Raw genomic sequence first — 18,203 nt, forward strand, 5'->3', positions numbered from 1 at the left:
GGTAGCAATTCGGACTGGTTTGGGTAGTTACTCCGTATCTTTCTAAAGAGTCTTTGAGTTGAGTGTGGTCCAAGTTGCCGTTATGACTCTATTCATGCTGGTAAACATTGCGCAGAGCCCGGGCATCCCCCAATGCATGGTGTTCAGGTAATCCTGAATTCAACGCTAGGAGATACGCCTCTGCGAAAAACGGCGAATTCTCAATGTCAGGGCTGATCAGAAGCTTGTCTTTTAGGTTCTTGGGGGCGACGTCACCTACCCGAAGAACAAGCGCTCGCAGAAGCAAATCCCAATCTGTTTGAAAATCAAAAACGACAGTCGCAGGCTCCGGCAGCCCATCAAACCAGCGGCGAAGCCGATCTGATAGCTCGATCAAAGTACAGGCCGCACCAGGTATCCGGCCAAGCAGTGGCAAGACCGTTTGCAGCACGAAGTCCGTGCAGTCTTCTCGACGAAAATCGGTTCGCTCGGCGTAGAATTCGTGGCCATGCTCGCTGACCAGCGCAATGCTGATGAGGTCCGGGTTATGAAACGCCGTGAATTCGGTATCCAGAAAAACCAGCATCTGTTTTCCCCTATTCTTTTGTCGTAGCTTACAAAGCTTGTGCCATGCGATCCAGATAAGCCATGACATCTGCTCGTAGAAACAGATAGGTTGTGCCGCCATCTACTGTTGACCCGGTAATCGGCCACACGCCTCGGCGCAGCATGGCGCGTGATGCCGATTTTTCGCCGAATCCAGTCAGCTCACCCAAGCCATGCCCCCAGACGTAGCGTTCTTTGAAGCGATCCAGGCTGGCCCGACTCAAGCGCAGCTTTGTTTTGTTGCATCTCTTTCCTGGTAAGTCGAGTAGGCCCCGATCACGCAGCCAGTACAGCACATGCTCTTTCAAGCCCAGGTAGCGTGCTGCCGCAGCCAGAGCAAACTCAGCCTTCTCAGGCAGGCGTGCATTGAACCAGGTCTCAAACTGTTGGCGATCTAGCAGTAATCCCTGTGTGCCTGGTCGGCATGGGTCGTGGGGCGATTACGGCCAACTCACAGCTTTGCAGCGCACATAGCAGCGTCACCAGATCGGCGCCATCCCGGGTTCGACTAGGCAGCGACGCTGACGAGTCACCAGGGGGGAAATGGCCCAAGAAAAAGCCCCGCAATTTGCGGGGCTCTGTTCGGGCTTGAGACTTTCTCACTTTTTGCTAAAAAATCTCACTAACTCTGACTACCTACAACATCAAACATCAATATTCCGCGCAATCAGCGCATTGCTCTCAATAAACGCACGGCGCGGTTCGACGTTGTCGCCCATCAGGGTGGTGAACACATCGTCGGCGCTCATCGCGTCTTCGATGCGTACCTTGAGCAGACGGCGCACGGTCGGGTCCATGGTGGTTTCCCACAGCTGTTCGGCGTTCATCTCGCCCAGACCTTTGTAGCGCTGGATGCTCATGCCCTTCTTGGCATCGGCCAGCAGCCAGTCCAGTGCTTCGCCGAACTCGCTCACCGGGCGCACGGTTTCGCCGCGGCGCACGCAGGCGCCCTCGCCCAGCAGACCACGCAGCATGTCGCCGGTGCGTACCAGCTCGTTGTAATCGTTGGAGTCGAGGAAGTCCTGGTCCAGCACCGACACCATCACGTTGCCGTGCAGCTTGCGGATGATCTTGATCATCGAGCCGTCGTTCTTGCTGTCGTGCATCAGTTCCAGGGCCAGGTCGTCGGCCGGGATCTGCGCGTTGAGCTGGCTGATGGCGGCATTGGCCTCTTGCTCGGTTTCCAGCGACAGGCGCGGTACTTTGAGCATGGCTTCCTGCAGCAGCGGGTCGATGACGCGGCTTTCGCGTTCGATGGCGGCGCGGGCCAGCAGGAACTGGCGTGCCACCTTGCCCAGCTCTTCGCCGGTCAGCGGGGCGGCGCCTTCGCGCGGGATCAGCTCGGTCTTGTCCAGGGCCAGTTGCAGCAGGTACTGGTCAAGTTCGTAGTCGTCCTTGAGGTAGCGTTCCTGTTTGCCGTGCTTGGCCTTGTACAGCGGCGGCTGGGCGATGTAGATGTGGCCGCGTTCCACCAGTTCCGGCATCTGACGGTAGAAGAAGGTCAGCAGCAGGGTACGGATGTGCGAGCCGTCCACGTCGGCATCGGTCATCAGGATAATGCGGTGGTAGCGCAGCTTGTCCGGGAAGTATTCTTCCTTGCCGATGCCGCAGCCGAGCGCAGTAATCAGGGTGGCGATTTCCTGGCTTTGCAGCAGCTTGTCGAAGCGGGCTTTTTCCACGTTGAGGATCTTGCCCTTCAGCGGCAGGATGGCCTGGAACTTGCGGTCGCGGCCTTGCTTGGCCGAACCGCCGGCGGAGTCACCCTCGACCAGGTACAGTTCGGACATTTTCGGGTCTTTTTCCTGGCAGTCTGCCAGTTTGCCCGGCAGGCCCAGCCCGTCCATGATGCCCTTGCGGCGGGTGATTTCGCGTGCCTTGCGCGCGGCTTCGCGGGCGCGGGCGGCTTCGACGATTTTGCCGCAGATGATCTTGGCGTCGTTGGGGTTTTCCAGCAGGAAGTTTTTCAGCGCTTCGCCGACCACTTCGTTGACCACCGGGCCGATTTCGCTCGACACCAGTTTGTCTTTGGTCTGGCTGGAGAATTTCGGGTCAGGCAGCTTGACGGAGAGCACGCAGGTCAGGCCTTCGCGCATGTCGTCGCCGGTGGTTTCCACCTTGGCTTTTTTGGCGTCACCGCCTTCGTCGATGTACTGGTTCAGGGTACGGGTCATCACCTGGCGCAGCGCGGTGAGGTGGCTGCCACCGTCGCGTTGCGGGATGTTGTTGGTGAAGCACTGTACCGATTCCTGGTAGGAGTCGTTCCACTGCATCGAGATTTCGGCGCTCATGCCGTCTTTCTCGCCAATGGCGTAGAACACCTTGGGGTGCAGCACCGTCTTGTTGCGGTTCATGTATTCGACGAAGCCGGCCACGCCGCCGGAGTAGGCGAAGTTTTCTTCTTTGCCGTTGCGCTTGTCGATCAGGGTGATGGCGACGCCGTTGTTGAGGAAGGACAGTTCGCGGATGCGCTTGGCCAGGATGTCGAAGTGGAATTCGATGTTGCCGAAGATTTCGCCGTCGGCATGGAAGTGCACTTCGGTACCACGGTGGGTGGTGTGGCCGGTGACGGTGAGCGGCGCCACGGCTTCGCCATGGCGGAATTCCATTTCGTGCACCTTGCCGTCACGCCACACCTTGAGGCGCAGCCAGTCGGACAGGGCGTTGACCACCGAGACGCCCACGCCGTGCAGGCCGCCGGAAATCTTGTAGCTGTTGCTGTCGAATTTCCCGCCGGCGTGCAGCACGGTCATGATGACTTCGGCGGCGGAGCGGCCTTCTTCCGGGTGGATGTCGGTCGGGATGCCGCGGCCGTTGTCTTCCACCGAGATGGAGTTGTCCGGGTGGATGATCACGCGAATGGTGTCGCAGTGGCCGGCCAGGGCTTCGTCGATGGCGTTGTCGAGTACTTCGAACACCATGTGGTGCAGGCCGGTGCCGTCTTGCGTGTCACCGATGTACATGCCCGGGCGTTTGCGTACGGCATCAAGGCCTTTGAGTACCTTGATGCTGTCCGCGCCGTATTCCTGTTCGCTCATAAAACCTTCTTCTTCGTGTGTCTGTCAGTGCGGGGGCGGCTGCCCCCGCGCGCGTCAGATGCGCATCGGCATCACGATGTATTTGAAGTCGCTGTTGTCCGGGATGGTGAACAGCGCGCTGCGGTTGGCATCGCCAAACGCCAGCTGCAGGGTGTCGGCCGGCAGGTTGGTCAACACGTCCAGCAGGTAGTTGATGTTGAAGCCGATTTCCAGGCTGCCGCCGGTGAAGCCGATTTCCAGTTCTTCTTCGGCTTCTTCCTGTTCGCTGTTGGTACACAGGATGGACATGGCACCGGGCTTGAGCACCAGGCGCACGCCGCGGAATTTCTCGTTGGCGAGAATGGCCGCGCGTTGCAGGGCGTGCAGGAAGGTCACGCGCTCGATCAGGAAGATCTTGTCGTTGTCGAGCGGGATGACGCGGTTGTAGTCGGGGAACTTGCCGTCCACCACCTTGCTGATGATGACGGTGGAGCCGAAGGTGAAGCGCACCTGGTTGGCCAGTACCTCGATGTTGATGGCGTCGTCGCTGTCGGCGAGCAGTTTGTACAGCTCGAGGATGGTCTTGCGCGGCAGGATGACTTCGGCCTTGGGCAGGCTGGCTTCGACCTGGGTGGAGGAGAAGGCCAGGCGGTGTCCGTCGGTGGAGATCAGGCGCACCTGGTTGCCTTCGGTCTGCATCAGCAGGCCGTTGAGGTAGTAGCGGATGTCCTGGACGGCCATGGCGTACTGCACTTGCGAGATCAGGCGGCGCAGTTCGCGCTGGCTGACGCTGAAGCTGGCTTCCGGGCTGCCGTTGACCGGCAGCAGGGGGAAGTCTTCGGCCGGCAGGGTCTGCAGGTTGAAGCGCGATTTGCCGGCCTTGAGGGTCAGGCGTCCGTCCTGTTGTTCCAGGGTGACGCTGGCCTTGTCCGGGATGGCTCGCAGGATGTCCTGCAGCTTTTTGGCCGAGGTGGTCAGTCGAAAATCTTCGCCCGGCAGCGCTTCGGCGCTGGCGGTGGTGATTTGGATTTCCAGGTCGGTGGCGAGAAAGCCGACTTCGGCGCCCTTCTTTTCAATGAGTACGTTGGAAAGGATGGGCAGCGTGTGGCGGCGTTCAACAATGCCTGTCACCGCCAGCAGCGGCTTGAGCAGGGCATCGCGTTCGGCTTGCAGAATCAGCATGTTCCGGACTCCCGAAGAGGAACGAGTGGTGAATTAATCATGGCCATCAGTTGCGAAGCATGGATAGCAATGTTTCGTAATCGTGTGCGATGTCGCTGTCCACGGTGCGCATTTCGGCAATGGTCTTGCAGGCGTGCAGCACGGTGGTGTGGTCTCGCCCGCCGAAGGCCTCGCCGATGTTCGGCAGGCTCAGCTGGGTGATCTCCTTGGCCAGCGCCATGGCAATTTGCCGTGGGCGGGCAATGTCCCGGCTGCGCTTTTTGGAGTGCATGTCCGAGAGTTTGATCTTGTAGTAGTCGGCAACGGTTTTCTGGATGGTGTCGACGGTGACCTGGCGGTTGCCGGCGGCCAGGATGTCTTTCAGCGCTTCTTTGACCAGCTCCATGGAGATGCTCTGGTTGGTGAAGCGGGCGTAGGCCACCACGCGCTTGAGCGCGCCTTCCAGTTCGCGCACGTTGGAGCGCATGTTCTGGGCAATGAAGAAGGCCACGTTGTGGTCGAGCTTGATGTTGTCGGCTTCGGCCTTTTTCATCAGGATCGCCACGCGCATTTCGAGTTCCGGCGGCTGGATTTCGACCGTCAGGCCCCAGGAGAAGCGCGAGATCAGGCGTTCTTCCATGCCTTCGATCTGTTTCGGGTAGGTGTCGCAGGTCATGATGACTTGCTTGCCGCCTTCGATCAGGGCGTTGAAGGCGTAGAAGAATTCTTCCTGGGTGCGGTTCTTGCCGGAGAAGAACTGGATGTCGTCGATCAGCAACAGGTCGAGCGAGTGGTAGTAGCGCTTGAACTCGTCGAAGGCTTTGTGCTGGTAGGCGCGCATGATGTCGGCGACGTAGCGCTCGGCATGGATATAGCGGATGCGTGCCTGCGGCGACTTTTGATAGACGTGGTTGCCGATGGCCTGGATCAAGTGGGTTTTGCCGAGGCCGACGCCGCCGTAGACGAACAGCGGGTTGTAGGCCGGGTCGCCGGGGTTGTCGGCGATCTGGGCGGCGGCGGCGCGGGCCAGCTGGTTGCCTTTACCGGTCACCAGGGTGTCGAAGGTGAAGGCCGGGTTGAGGCGGGTGCTTTCGTGGCCGGCGCCAATGGCCTTGACCGCGGCGGCCTGGCGCGACGGGGTGATGATGGACGGCGCGGCCGGGGCGGCGGGCGCGTTGTCGCCGCTCTGGGTTTTGCTGGCGGCAGGCGCGCTGACCGGGGCGGCGGCCACGGGTTCGCTGCGCGCGGGGCGTGCCTGCGGCGTGCCCAGGCGCAGTTCAACCGGCACTTCTCCCATCAGTTCAACGGCGATTTCCTCGATGCGGCCGAGGAAGCGGTCTTTGATGAACTGCATGATGAAGCGGTTGGGCGCGAGCAGCGCAACGCAGTCTTCGTTTGCTTCAGCGGCCAGTGGCTTGATCCAGGTATTGAACTGTTGCGACGACAGTTCGGATTCCAGGCGAGCCAGGCACAGCGGCCAGAATTGATCCAGTTCGGTCATTAATGTTTTACGCAATGTTCTTAAAGCAAAATCCCGCCGTGATCCGGAGCTGGAAGGCGGCGGGAGCTCCGGCGCGTTGCCGCGCCCGGAGCGGTATTCGGCATGGATACGAAGGACCCCGGTTGGCACCTGTTGGTTGGTTCAGGCACAAGGACTCGGCCGGGGTTCTGCAAACAGCCATCATTCTAATGGTTTTTGCCCTAGTTATCCACAGGCGCATAAAAAATTAGCGGTTGACTTTTCCTGTAACATGTTGTCAAATCTCGCGTTTATCTCTTTACCGTTTCGATAATAGGAACACCGCATCATGAAGCGTACTTATCAGCCTTCTACCACGCGCCGCAAGCGCACCCACGGCTTCCTCGTCCGCTCTAAGACCCGTGGTGGCCGCGCCGTCCTGGCTGCTCGCCGCGCCAAGGGTCGTAAGCGTCTGGCCGTATAACCGGACTTGGACTACAGCTTTCGCCGCGCCCACCGGCTTCTGAAAACGGATGATTTTTCATCCGTTTTTGGTATGCGGCAGGCACGCAGCAATGCTCTCTTTCAGGTGTTTGCCCGGCCGAACGATCTGGGCCACCCCCGTCTGGGTCTGGTGGTCGGCAAGAAGGTCGCCAAACGGGCGGTTCGCCGCAACTATATCAAGCGCACCGTGCGCGAGTGGTTCCGGCTCAACCAGCACCAGCTCGGTGGCATGGACTTTGTAGTGCGCTCCAAGCTTGTCTTTGATCGCGACAAAAGTTCCGAAGCTGTCATCGCATTGTCGGCTCTGTTTGCTAAACTAGCTCGATGTCGCGACTCCTCATCCTCCTGATCCGTTTCTATCAGCTGGCCATCAGCCCGTGGCTCGCGCCCCGGTGCCGCTTTATGCCCACCTGTTCTAGCTATGCGATCGAAGCAGTGAGGAAACACGGTGCCTGCAAAGGCACCGCGCTCGCGGCAAAACGGATTGCGCGCTGTCACCCCTGGGGCGGCAGCGGCTATGACCCGGTACCCTAACTTTCCGGTAACCAAGATGGATTCCAAGCGCCTTATCCTGTTTATCGTGCTGTCCTTGGGCATTCTGCTGATCTGGCAGGAAAAATTCGCGCCCAAGCCGCAGCCCGCCGCTGTCGTGCAAAGCCAGACCGCCTCGGCCAGCGCCGCGGCCCAACCTGCCGGCAACACCAGTGCCGCAGAAGTGGACAAGCTGGCCCGTGGTCAGCGCATCACGGTCAATACTGACCTGATCCACGCCGAAATCGACACCACGGGTGGCGATCTGCGTTCCCTGCAGCTGCTGAAGCATGACTCGACCACGGATGCCAAGAAGCCGTTCGATCTGCTGACCGACACCAATGGCCGTGTGTATGTGGCTCAGACCGGTCTGCTGGCGGACAGCAACCCGGCTCTGCCGACGCACAAGACCGTGTTCACCTCGGCTCAGCAAAGCTATCAGCTGACCGGTGACTCGCTGGAAGTGAAGCTGACTGCCCCGGATGCCAACGGCGTCAAGGTGAGCAAGATCTACATCTTCAAGCGCGGTTCCTACGACATCGGCGTGCGTTATGAGATCACCAATGGCGGCAGCACCCCGATCGCGCCGACGGCCTACTATCGCCTGATGCGCGACGGCAAGGCACCGGAAGGCGCGAGCAGTTTTGCCCAGACCTTTACCGGTCCGGCGGTGTACACCGAAGCCAACAAGTTCCAGAAGGTGAAGTTTGACGATCTGGTCAAGGGCAAGGGCGATTACACCAAGGACGGTCACGGTGGCTGGATCGGCATGCTGCAGCACTACTTCATGACCGCCTGGCTGATGAAGCCGACCGGTGGCCAGGACGTGTGCCTGGCGGTGAAGAGCTGCCGCTTCGACATGGGTGCCAGGGATGGTCTGTACTCGGCTGACGCGCTGCTGGATCTGAAGCCGATCGCCCCGGGCAAGACCTTTGACCTGACCGTGCCGCTGTATGCCGGCCCGGAAGAGTACAGCACCATCACCAAGGTGGCGGATGGCCTGGAGTACTCCAAGGACTACGGTATCTTCTATATCTTCGCTTCGCCGCTATTCTGGCTGCTGACCAAGCTGCACGGTCTGGTGTCGAACTGGGGCTGGGCCATCATCCTGCTGACGCTGATCGTCAAGGCGGTGTTCTACCCGCTGACCGCGGCTTCGTATCGCTCGATGGGCAAGATGAAGGCCTTGTCGCCGCGTCTGGAGCGTCTGAAGGAACAGTTCGGTGATGACCGCGTCAAGTTCCAGCAGGCGGTCATGGAAATGTACAAGAGCGAGAAGGTCAATCCGCTGGGCGGCTGCCTGCCGATGCTGATCCAGATCCCGGTGTTCATCGGTCTGTACTGGGCGCTGCTGTCGTCGGTTGAGCTGCGTCAGGCGCCGTGGATTCTGTGGTACACCGACCTGGCTCGTCCGGAAGCGTTGTTTACCATTCCGGTGATTCACATGCCGGTCGGCCTGTTGCCGATCATCATGATGGCCACCATGTTCCTGCAGACGTTCCTGAACCCGCCGCCCACCGATCCGGTGCAGGCGAAGATGATGAAGATCATGCCGCTGGCATTCTCGATCATGTTCTTCTTCTTCCCGGCGGGCCTGGTGCTCTACTATACGGTCAACAGCATCCTGTCGATCGCGCAGCAGTGGTACATCAACCGCTCGATCGAACAGGCCAAGAAGGTTGCTCAACAGAGCTGATTCACGGCTGATCTGATCCACGAGCCCGACCGCCTGCGGTTGGGCTTTTTCACTTTCAAGAGTCGACCATGTCCATTGCCTACAGTCCGGTCACCATCTGTGCCATCGCTACCGCGCCCGGTCGCGGCGGTGTCGGCGTCATCCGCATTTCCGGCCGCGATCTGCTGCCGTTTGCCAGCGCGATTGCCGGCGGCAAGACGCCGAAGCCGCGTTATGCGCTGTATACCGATTTCCTGGCCGCCGACGGCCATGCCATCGACAATGGGCTGCTGTTGTATTTCCCCGGGCCGAATTCGTTTACCGGCGAGGATGTGATCGAGTTGCAGGGACATGGCGGGCCGGTGGTGATGCGCATGCTGCTGGCGCGTTGTGTCGAGCTGGGGGCGCGGCTGGCCGAGCCGGGCGAGTTTTCCAAGCGGGCCTTCCTCAACGACAAGATGGATCTGGCGCAGGCGGAGAGTGTGGCCGATCTGATCGACGCAGCCAGCGAGTCGGCGGCGCGCAGTGCGCTCAAGTCGCTCAAGGGGGCGTTCTCGGACGAAATTCATGCGCTGACTGACGAGCTGATCACGCTGCGCATGCTGGTCGAGGCGACGCTGGATTTCCCGGAGGAGGACATCGACTTCCTCAAGGCGGCGGATGCCACCGGCAAGCTGGCAACGTTGCGCGAGCGGCTGGAAAAGGTGCGTGCCACCGCGCGTCAGGGGGCGATTCTGCGCGAGGGTATGCATGTGGTGCTGGTCGGCCAGCCGAATGTCGGCAAGTCGAGCCTGATGAACGCGCTGGCCGGCGATGAGGTGGCGATTGTCACCGACATCGCCGGCACTACCCGCGATACGGTGCGCGAGGAAATCGTGCTGGACGGGGTGCCGATGCACATTATCGATACCGCCGGTCTGCGCGAGACCAATGATGTAGTCGAGCGCATCGGCATCGAGCGTACCTGGCAGGCGGTGGAAACCGCGGATCTGGCGCTGGTGCTGGTGGATAGTCAGGAGGGGGTGGACGAGGCGCTGGAGGCGATTCTGGCGCGGCTGCCGGCCAGCCTGCCGCTGGTCTTTGTGTTCAACAAGATCGACCTGACCGACGATGTCGCCCAGCAGGACACCCACCACGGCCACCCGGCGGTGTACCTTTCAGCCAAGACGCAGGACGGGGTGGATCTGCTCAAGGCGCGGCTGTTGCAGATGATTGGCTTCAGCGGCGGCAGCGAGGGGGTGTATCTGGCCCGGGCGCGCCACATGGACGCCATCGCCCGCGCCGCCCACCATCTGGAACTGGCCGCCACCGGCTGGCAGCAGATCGAAATCTTCGCCGAAGAACTGCGACTGGCTCAGCACGCCTTGTCGGAGATCACCGGCGAATTCAGCTCGGACGACCTGCTGGGCGTCATCTTCAGCCGCTTCTGCATCGGCAAATAAAGCATCCAAGACGGGGTCAGGTCTTGTTTATTGCGTCTCGATGCAAAATACAAGACCTGACCCCGTCTTTGCGCGCCGTCTTTGCGCCGTCTTGGCGTGATGCTTCAGCCGGCCTTTTTCCCTGCAATGATCCGGCTGATGGTGGCGTAGTGCAGGCCGAAATAAGCGGCAAGTTGTACCAGGGTAAAGCCGCCGCTCTGCCATGCCAGCCGGATGGCTTCATTCCTGTCTGAGGTTTGACTCACACACTGGGTCAGCGTTGGTGCCGGCAGTCGGCGCTGGACCCTGGGGATTTCACTGGCGGTCGGCACGGACACGACTTTTTTGGCCCGGCGCTGCATTTGCGCGACAAAGGCGTCATCGCCCAGAAACACCTGCCCTTGCAACTGGTGCCAGGGGGAGGCCGCACTCAGGCCTTGCTGGACAAATTGCCGGTAGTGCAGGCGCGCCATGGCACGATCTTCGGCAAACATCGCCAGCAGGCTGCGGGTGGCCAGCCAGGGGCTTGTGCTGTCTTGCAGCATGGCCGAGTAGCTGCTCCAGCGCCACTGCGCGACCTGTTGCACCAGCCCGGCACGGACCGGGTTCAGCACCACGTAGCGTGCGACCTCCAGCAGATGCGCATCGGCATCGACCAGTACCGCGTGATATCGCCCCTGAAACACATGCCCCACCCGCTGATGGCGACGATTGAACGTCTGGGTATAGACGCCGTTGAGCTGGCGCATGCCTCTGGACAAGTTGCCATGCAGGGTTTGCAGCAGCAGGTGGTAATGGGTGCCCATCAGGCAGTAGGCATAGACCTGCCAGTTGAAATGCGTGCAAACATCACTCAGCAGGGTGAGGAAGCCAGTCCGGTCGTGCTCGTCCAGAAACACCTGCTGCTGTTGATTACCTCGTGTGGTGACATGGTAAGTTGCCCCTGCAAATTCGATACGTAACGGTCTGGACATCGAAGCCTCCGCACTGACAAAACCGCTTGGATGCCTGGATGTGCCAACGATTTCCTGCCGCCTGCAACTTCAGAAAACAGGAAGGCCATCATGACGGGGTCAGGTCTTGTATTTTGCGTCTCGATGCAAAATACAAGACCTGACCCCTGGGTGACTGGGCTAGGCGCTTTGTCGTGTCATCTGGCTGATGTCGCGCTTGGGGGGCAGGCCGAACAGGCGGCCGTATTCGCGGCTGAACTGGGACGGGCTTTCGTAGCCGACGCGGAAGGCGGCGGTGGCGGCTTCCAGTCCGTCGTTGAGCATCAGGCGCCGGGCTTCGTTGAGTCGCAGCCATTTGACGTATTGCAGCGGGCTCATGGCGGTGAGTTGGCGGAAGTGGTGGTGCAGGCTGGAGGGGCTCATTTGTGCCCGGGATGCCAGTTCGTCGATGGTCAGTGGTTCTGTGTAGTGGGTTTTCAGCCAGTCGATGGCGCGGGCGATGCGCTGGCTGTTGCTGCCGGCGGAGAGGATGTGCCACAGGCGCGAGGCTTGTTCGCTGACCAGCAGGCGGTAGTGGATTTCGCGCTGGATCAGGGGGCCGAGCACGGCCAGGTGTTGCGGCTGGTCGAGCAGGGCCAGCAGGCGGCAGAAGGCGTCGAGCAGGCTCGGGGTCACTTTGCCCTGGGCCATGCACTGGCCGCCGGCCGGGCGCTCCGGCGGCGGGCAGAGGCCGCCCTGGGCGATCAGTTCGTTCATGATGCTCAGGTCGAGGCGCAGCACCATGCCCAGGCAGGGGGTGTCTTGGCTGGCCTCCAGGACTTGCGAGCTGGCCGGCAGGTCGATGGCGGTCAGCAGAAAATGTTCGGCATTGTAGGGATAGTGCTGGTCGCCCACCAGCATCTGCTTGCTGCCCTGTACCACCAGCACCAGGCTGGGTTCCACCAGACAGGCACAGGGTTCGGTGCGGTTTTCGCGCCGGTAGAAGCTCAGGTTCGGAATGCCGGATTCCCGGTCTTCGTTGCCGACGGTGCGGGCTGCGATGATGGTGCCCAGCCGGGCCAGCATGGCGGCTGAATCGGTGTCTCTGGCAAGGTTCATGGGCAGGTTTTCCTCTGTGTTTCTGCCGGGCCGCCGGCACAGGCGAGGCGGCCCGGTGTCTGTCAGCCTTCCTGCTTCAGGGAGGCCATGTCGATGACGAAACGGTACTTCACATCACTCTTGAGCATACGCTCATAGGCCTGATTGATGTCCTGCATGCGAATCACCTCGATATCGGCACCAATGTGGTGTTCGCCGCAGAAGTCCAGCATTTGCTGAGTGGCGGCAATGCCGCCGATCATCGATCCGGCCAGGCTGCGTCCGCCCATGATCATCACCACCGAGTTGAGTGTCGGTTCCAGCGGGCCGAGGTAGCCGACCAGCACCAGCTTGCCCTTGTGGGTCAGGGTCGGCAGGTACGGGTTCAGGTCATGTTCATAGGGCACGGTGTCGACGATCAGATGGAACTGATTGGCCACCGCCGTCATGCTGGCTTCGTCGCCGCTGACCACGACATGGTGGGCGCCCAGGCGCCGGGCTTCCTGTTCCTTGCCGGCCGAGCGGGTCATCAGGGTCACTTCCGCCCCCAGGGCGCTGGCCAGCTTGATGGCCATATGGCCCAGGCCGCCGAGCCCGACGACTGCCACCTTGCTGCCCGGACCGATGCCGGCTTCCTGCAGCGGGGCCCAGGTGGTGATGCCGGCGCACAGCAAGGGGGCGGCGCTGGCCATGTCGAGTTGATCGGGTACGCGCAGGACGAAGTCCTGGTTGACGACGATCTTCTCGGAATAGCCGCCCTGGGTGATGCCGCCCAGTTCGCTGTCGGGCCAGCCATAGGTAAAGGTAGCACCGCTGTGGCAATGCTGCTCGTAGCCGTCTTCGCAGGCGGCACAGTGGCCGCAGGAATCGACCATGCAGCCGACGCCGACGGTGTCGCCGACCTTGAAGCGGGTGACGCCGGGGCCGACGGCTTTCACTTTGCCGATGATTTCGTGGCCGGGAACGATCGGGTACACCGTCCAGTTCCAGTCGTTGCGGGCGGTATGCAGATCGGAATGGCAGACGCCGCAGTAGTGGATGTCGATTTCGACGTCATTGTCGCGCACCCGGCGACGCTGTATCGGATAGGGGCCCAGCGGGGTGGTGGCGGAGGTGGCCGCATAAGCTTTAACGTTTGATGTGCTCATGATTGTCCTTTCTTCATGGTTCCACAGGGTTGGGGAGTAAGGCTTGCCTTTCGGGCGGTCGTGCCGGTTGTAGTTGCTGGCCGTTGCCCAGCAGCAGGGTCGCCAGCAGCATCAGGCTGCCGGCGCCAAGCAGGGTGGCCTGGATCGACAGATGGTCGAGCAAGGTGCCGCCGAGCAGGCCGCCGAGCAGGATGGCCAGCTGGATGCCGGCGACCAGCAGACCGCCGGCGCTTTCCTGCTGGTCGGCCACGCCCAGCGCCAGCCAGGCGGACCAGCCGACCGGGATGGCGGCGTTCAGGCAGCCCCAGACAAACAGCAGCATGGCCACCTCCCACAGGCTGGCCCCCGGCATCAGCAGGGCGAGGGTCACCAGGGTCAGCGCCAGGGGCGCGCGGCCGAGCAGGCGATAGAGATGGCGCGGCAGCAGGGCGGTGGCCAGGCGGGTGCCGGCCAGGCCGGCAATGCCCAGGCTGAACAGCATCAGCGACAGTTGCTGCGGGCTGACGTGGGCTTGCTGCTCGAGGAAGGGCCGGAAATAGGTGAAGGCGCAGAAGGCGCCGGCAAAGGTCAGCATGACGGCCGGCAGGGCCAGGCGGACATGACGCCGTCGCAATAGCTGCCAGGGTGATGTCGTGGCGCGTGCGGCCTGACGGGGCATGACCGGCAGTGTGCGCCAGAGTGCCAGCAGGTTGAGGGCGGCCAGCGGCACCAGCAGCCAGAATACGCCGCGCCAGCCGATCAGGCCGCCCAGGTAGCTGCCCAGCGGGGCGGCCAGGGTGGTCGCGACGGCGTTGCCCATGTAGACGGTACCGAGCGCGGCCGGGACGGCGGGCGCCGGCACCAGTCGGCTGACGGTGGCGGTCGCCAGGGACCAGAAGCCGCCAATCACCAGTCCCAGCAGCGCACGCGACAGCATCAGGCCGGTAAAGTCTGCCGCCTGCGCCATCAGCAGCAGTGACAGCAGCATCAAGCCGGCCAGGGTGAGCAAGACCCGCTTGCGATCCAGACGGGCAGTCAGGCGGGCGATGGTCAGGCTGGCCAGCACGGCAAACAGGCCGGAGAGGGAGATGGCTTGTCCGGCCATGCCGTCGGTGGCCTGCAGGTCGCGCGCCATGGGGGTCAGCAGGCTGACGGGCATGAATTCGGCCGCGATCAGCAGGCCGACGCACAGGGACAGCGACCAGACGGCGGCGCGTGCCGGCGGCGGGATGGCTTGGGTTGGTGGCATTCGGGTTCGTTCTCGGACACCGGTTGGCCGGAGGCCATGCCCCCGGCGCCGTGTCATTTCAGGTTGCGGTTGAAGAAGGCCGTGATGGTGTCAAAGGGGATGACGTCCATGCGGTCGTACAGGTCGACGTGGTTGGCGCCCGGGATAATCAGCAGCTGTTTTGGTTCTGCCGCCGCCCGGTAGGCGTCTTCGCTGAAATAGCGCGAGTGGGCCTGTTCGCCGGCGATCAGCAGGATCGGCCGCGGGGCGATGTCCTGGATGTGGCTCATCAGGGGCATGTTCATGAAGGCCATGGCGCTGGTGGCGGTGAAGGCACCGGTCGAGTTGACGGAACGGCTGTGGTAGCCGCGCGGGGTGCGGTAGTACTCGAAGAATTCCTGCAGCACCGGGTGCGGGTTGGCCGGCAGGGTTTCCGGCAGGCCGCGTGCCGTCATCAGCACTTTCCCCTCGGCATCGAAGGCAAAGCTGTGGCTGCCGGGGGCCGGCTGGCCGGCGGCGGCGTCTTTCCAGCGTTGCTCGCTCAGGAAGGTCAATACCTGGTTGCGCTGGGCGTCGCTCATGCTGTCGCCCAGGCCACGGGCCATGACGCGCGACATGTCGTACATGCTGGTGGTGACGACGGCTTTGATGCGCTTGTCGGCGGCAGCGGCATTCAGGGCCATGCCGCCGAAGCCGCAGATACCGATGATGCCGATGCGCTGGCGGTCAACGTTGGCTTGCAGACCGAGATAATCGACGGCGGCCATGAAGTCTTCGGTGTTGATTTCCGGTGAGGAGACATTGCGCGGGGTGCCGCTGCTTTCTCCGGTGTAGGAGGGATCAAAGGCCAGGGTCACAAAGCCGCGCTCGGCCATGGTCTGGGCATAGCGTCCGGAGGACTGTTCTTTCACGGCGCCGAATGGGCCGCTGACGGCAATGGCGGGCAAGGGGCCGGCCGGGTGTTGTTTCGGCAGATACAGATCGGCCACCAGGGTGATGCCGTAGCGGTTGACGAAGGTGACTTTGCGGTGATTGACCTTGCTGCTTTCGGGGAAGGTCTTGTCCCATTGTTGACTCAGGTGCATGGCGCTGCCTTGTGCCGGCAAGGTGTCTGCCTTGGACAGGAGTGGCAGTGAACTCATCAGCAGTGCCGAGCACAGCGACAGCAAGCCTCCGAGGGAGGGAAAGCGGGGGGTTGATGCAAACATGGCAGGGGCCTCCGTGTAATCAAGACGGGCTGTCGTCGGGTCGCCACCGGCCGGGTTCGGTGGCGACATGACACGGAGGAAAGTCTAGGGGGGAGGGGCTGAAAACCGGTATCTCAGTCCTGCAGGTTTCTTGCCTGATCCTGCAAGACGCCGGTGTTTTGCTCAAGTCAGGGGGTCAATTCAGCCAGCTGGCGACCAGGGGGGCCAGCAGTACCATGCCGATGCCGGTGAAGATCATGGTCAGGCTGGAGATCACGCCTTCTTCCAGGCCGAGTTCATGGGCCTTGGCGGTGCCGGCGCCATGGGCGGAGGAGCCGAGGCCGGCACCACGGCCATGGGCGGTGCGGATGCGCGTCAGCTTGAACAGCGGTTCGCAGCACAGCATGCCGATCAGGCCGGTCAGCACCACCAGCATGGCGGTGATGTCGGGCATGCCGCCGAACTTGGCCGAGACCTGCAGGGCAAAGGGTGTCGACACCGAGCGTGGCAGTACGCTGCGTTCCAGTACCGCCGGCAGCCCCATCAGATGGGCCAGGGCCCAGTTGGAGGCCAGCCCGAGGATCAGCCCGGTGACGACGCCGGACAGGATGGTGATCGGGTAGCGCAGGATCATCTGGCGCTGGCGGTAGATCGGCAGGGCAAAGGCAATGGTGGCCGGCCCGAGCAGCATCACCAGCCAGTGGGTGTAGCGGAAATAGTCATTCAGCGGGATCTGCAGCGAGTACACCAGCAGGATGACGCCGGCCGGCGCCGCCAGCAGCGGGGTCGCCCAGAAGCGGCGGGTCTGGCCGTAATGGTGCTTGGCCAGGTAGTACAGGGTCAGGGTGACGGCCAGGCTGAGCAGGGCCCAGAGATAGTCAGGCATGTTGTTTCCCCTCGCGCAGGCGGGTTTCGAAGGCGAAGACCCGATCGACGACCAGGGCGGTGCCGATCATCACGGTGGCGGTGCCGCCGAGCAGTACCACGAACAGGGAGAGGCCGCTCTGACTGATCAGGGTGCCGTATTTGAGCACGGCCACCACCGGCGGAATGAAGAACAGCAGCATGTCGGCCAGCAGCCAGGCGGCGCCCAGCTCGACCACGTTTTCCGGCACCACCTTGCCGATCAGCAGCAGGGCGAGGATGCCGAGCCCGAGCACGCTGCCCGGCAGGGGCAGGTGGCTCCAGGCCACCAGCAGGTTGCACAGCCACAGCAGCAGGCAGATCAGCGCGACTTGCACCACGGTGCGCAACAGACGAGACAACTTCACGATCAACCTCGAGAAACACGAAGGAACAGGATTCAGAGTATATGCACGGCTGAAAAATAAATATAATGAATACAATTACATGATTAGATAACTTTTGGTTATTCAATGGACTTGCGCGTACTGAAGTACTTCGAGGAAGTGGTGCAGAGCGGCAGTTTCGCCCGGGCGGCAGAGCGGGTGCATATCACCCAGCCGGCACTGAGCAAGGCCATTCATCAACTGGAAGACGAGCTGGGGGTGGTGTTGCTGGAGCGCGGCAAGCGCGGGGTCGGTCTGAAGGTGACGGCAGCGGGCGAGCTGGTGCTGGAGCACGCGCGCCAGTTGCTGGCCGGCCGGGCGCGGCTGCTGGCGGATCTGCAGGATATGACGGCGCTGCAGCGGGGCGAGTTGCGGCTGGGTCTGCCGCCGCTGGGGAGTGGCGAGATTTTTGCGCCGATTCTGGCGCGCTTTCGTGAGCAGTATCCGGCGATTCAGTTGTCGCTGCTGGAGCGCGGGGGCGAGGAGCTGGCGGCGGCGGTGCGTGATGAGCAGATCGAGCTGGCGGCGACCATCCTGCCGTTGCGCGAGGACATGGCGATGTTGTTTGTTCATGACGATCCGATCCGGGTGGCGCTGCCGCGCTCGCATCCGCTGGCCGGCCAGTCAGAGATTGCCCTGGGTGCGCTGGCGGAGACGCCGCTGGTGATGTTCGAGCATGGTTTCGTACTCAACCGGCTGATTCGCGAGGCGTGTCAGTCGGTCGGCTTTACGCCGCGCGAAGTGGCGCGCATTGGTCAGCCCGGTTTCGGTCTGGCGCTGGTGGCGGCCGGGGCCGGGGCGATGTTGTTGCCGGACATCGTGGCGCAGCGCCATGCGGTCGAGGGGGTGGTGTTGCGCCCGCTGACCGGCAGTGATCTGCGCTGGCGGCTGGCGCTGGTCTGGCGCCAGGGTGCCAGCCTGTCTTTCGCGGCACGCGCTTTCATCGCGCTGACGCGCCAGGCTCATCCGCTGGGCTGAGCCGGCGGGGGCCG

At 62.2% G+C, this 18,203-nt stretch carries 18 protein-coding genes; 6 read left to right on the forward strand and 12 right to left on the reverse strand.

The window, feature by feature from the left end; genetic code table 11:
- Positions 1-88 precede the first annotated feature (88 nt).
- The 5 genes from AACH39_RS10840 to dnaA all read right to left on the reverse strand — a co-directional run bounded on the left by AACH39_RS10840 (position 89) and on the right by dnaA (position 6,261).
- Complete coding sequence (locus tag AACH39_RS10840) at positions 89-565, reverse strand: hypothetical protein (RefSeq protein WP_338619936.1); 477 nt, start codon at positions 563-565, stop codon at positions 89-91.
- 28 nt (positions 566-593) lie between these two features.
- Complete coding sequence (locus tag AACH39_RS10845) at positions 594-893, reverse strand: hypothetical protein (protein ID WP_338619938.1); 300 nt, start codon at positions 891-893, stop codon at positions 594-596.
- Positions 894-1,229: 336 nt separating this feature from the next.
- Complete coding sequence (gyrB, locus tag AACH39_RS10850) at positions 1,230-3,620, reverse strand: DNA topoisomerase (ATP-hydrolyzing) subunit B (protein ID WP_338619939.1); 2,391 nt, start codon at positions 3,618-3,620, stop codon at positions 1,230-1,232.
- Positions 3,621-3,674: 54 nt separating this feature from the next.
- Positions 3,675-4,781 carry a DNA polymerase III subunit beta gene (gene dnaN, locus AACH39_RS10855; RefSeq protein WP_215779841.1) on the reverse strand — a complete coding sequence of 369 codons (1,107 nt, stop codon included), beginning with the start codon at positions 4,779-4,781 and terminating at the stop codon, positions 3,675-3,677.
- Positions 4,782-4,827: 46 nt separating this feature from the next.
- Complete coding sequence (gene dnaA, locus AACH39_RS10860) at positions 4,828-6,261, reverse strand: chromosomal replication initiator protein DnaA (protein WP_215779838.1); 1,434 nt, start codon at positions 6,259-6,261, stop codon at positions 4,828-4,830.
- A 307-nt stretch (positions 6,262-6,568) separates the two neighbouring features.
- On the opposite strand from dnaA, the gene rpmH reads away from it, so the two are divergent.
- The 5 genes from rpmH to mnmE all read left to right on the forward strand — a co-directional run bounded on the left by rpmH (position 6,569) and on the right by mnmE (position 10,371).
- Positions 6,569-6,703: a 50S ribosomal protein L34 gene (rpmH, locus tag AACH39_RS10865; RefSeq protein WP_008955801.1), complete on the forward strand. Its 135-nt coding sequence runs from the start codon at positions 6,569-6,571 to the stop codon at positions 6,701-6,703.
- A 6-nt stretch (positions 6,704-6,709) separates the two neighbouring features.
- Positions 6,710-7,072 (forward strand): ribonuclease P protein component, encoded by a 363-nt coding sequence (rnpA, locus tag AACH39_RS10870; RefSeq protein WP_215779836.1) that lies wholly within the window; start codon positions 6,710-6,712, stop codon positions 7,070-7,072.
- Positions 7,048-7,257 (forward strand): membrane protein insertion efficiency factor YidD, encoded by a 210-nt coding sequence (gene yidD / locus AACH39_RS10875; RefSeq protein ID WP_215779834.1) that lies wholly within the window; start codon positions 7,048-7,050, stop codon positions 7,255-7,257. Before rnpA ends, yidD begins: the two co-directional genes overlap by 25 nt.
- 16 nt (positions 7,258-7,273) lie before the next feature.
- Positions 7,274-8,950: a membrane protein insertase YidC gene (gene yidC, locus AACH39_RS10880; protein ID WP_215779832.1), complete on the forward strand. Its 1,677-nt coding sequence runs from the start codon at positions 7,274-7,276 to the stop codon at positions 8,948-8,950.
- Positions 8,951-9,018: 68 nt separating this feature from the next.
- Entirely contained in the window at positions 9,019-10,371 is a 1,353-nt protein-coding gene (gene mnmE / locus AACH39_RS10885) for a tRNA uridine-5-carboxymethylaminomethyl(34) synthesis GTPase MnmE (protein WP_338619944.1), read from the forward strand.
- A gap of 104 nt (positions 10,372-10,475) precedes the next feature.
- Here the strand turns inward: mnmE and AACH39_RS10890 are convergent, their stop codons facing one another.
- From AACH39_RS10890 to AACH39_RS10920, 7 genes are all read right to left on the reverse strand, one after another.
- On the reverse strand, positions 10,476-11,324 hold the full coding sequence (locus tag AACH39_RS10890) for a transposase (protein WP_338619945.1): 849 nt from the start codon (positions 11,322-11,324) through the stop codon (positions 10,476-10,478).
- A gap of 159 nt (positions 11,325-11,483) precedes the next feature.
- Positions 11,484-12,401, reverse strand: coding sequence for an AraC family transcriptional regulator (locus tag AACH39_RS10895; RefSeq protein ID WP_215779824.1), 918 nt, complete (start codon positions 12,399-12,401; stop codon positions 11,484-11,486).
- 62 nt (positions 12,402-12,463) lie between these two features.
- Positions 12,464-13,528, reverse strand: coding sequence for an NAD(P)-dependent alcohol dehydrogenase (locus AACH39_RS10900; protein WP_338619947.1), 1,065 nt, complete (start codon positions 13,526-13,528; stop codon positions 12,464-12,466).
- A gap of 13 nt (positions 13,529-13,541) precedes the next feature.
- Positions 13,542-14,756 carry an MFS transporter gene (locus tag AACH39_RS10905; RefSeq protein WP_338619948.1) on the reverse strand — a complete coding sequence of 405 codons (1,215 nt, stop codon included), beginning with the start codon at positions 14,754-14,756 and terminating at the stop codon, positions 13,542-13,544.
- Between the two features lie 53 nt (positions 14,757-14,809).
- Positions 14,810-15,943, reverse strand: coding sequence for an alpha/beta hydrolase (locus tag AACH39_RS10910; RefSeq protein WP_338619949.1), 1,134 nt, complete (start codon positions 15,941-15,943; stop codon positions 14,810-14,812).
- 175 nt (positions 15,944-16,118) lie between these two features.
- Complete coding sequence (locus tag AACH39_RS10915; RefSeq protein ID WP_215779816.1) at positions 16,119-16,808, reverse strand: LrgB family protein; 690 nt, start codon at positions 16,806-16,808, stop codon at positions 16,119-16,121.
- Entirely contained in the window at positions 16,801-17,193 is a 393-nt protein-coding gene (locus tag AACH39_RS10920; RefSeq protein ID WP_252346135.1) for a CidA/LrgA family protein, read from the reverse strand. Before AACH39_RS10920 ends, AACH39_RS10915 begins: the two co-directional genes overlap by 8 nt.
- Positions 17,194-17,298: 105 nt before the next feature.
- On the opposite strand from AACH39_RS10920, the gene AACH39_RS10925 reads away from it, so the two are divergent.
- Positions 17,299-18,189, forward strand: a complete 891-nt coding sequence (locus AACH39_RS10925) for a LysR substrate-binding domain-containing protein (protein WP_215779813.1) — start codon at positions 17,299-17,301, stop codon at positions 18,187-18,189.
- Positions 18,190-18,203: the final 14 nt, after the last annotated feature.

Source organism: Paludibacterium flexuosum, assembly GCF_037076605.1.
Taxonomy (GTDB): Bacteria; Pseudomonadota; Gammaproteobacteria; order Burkholderiales; family Chromobacteriaceae; genus Paludibacterium.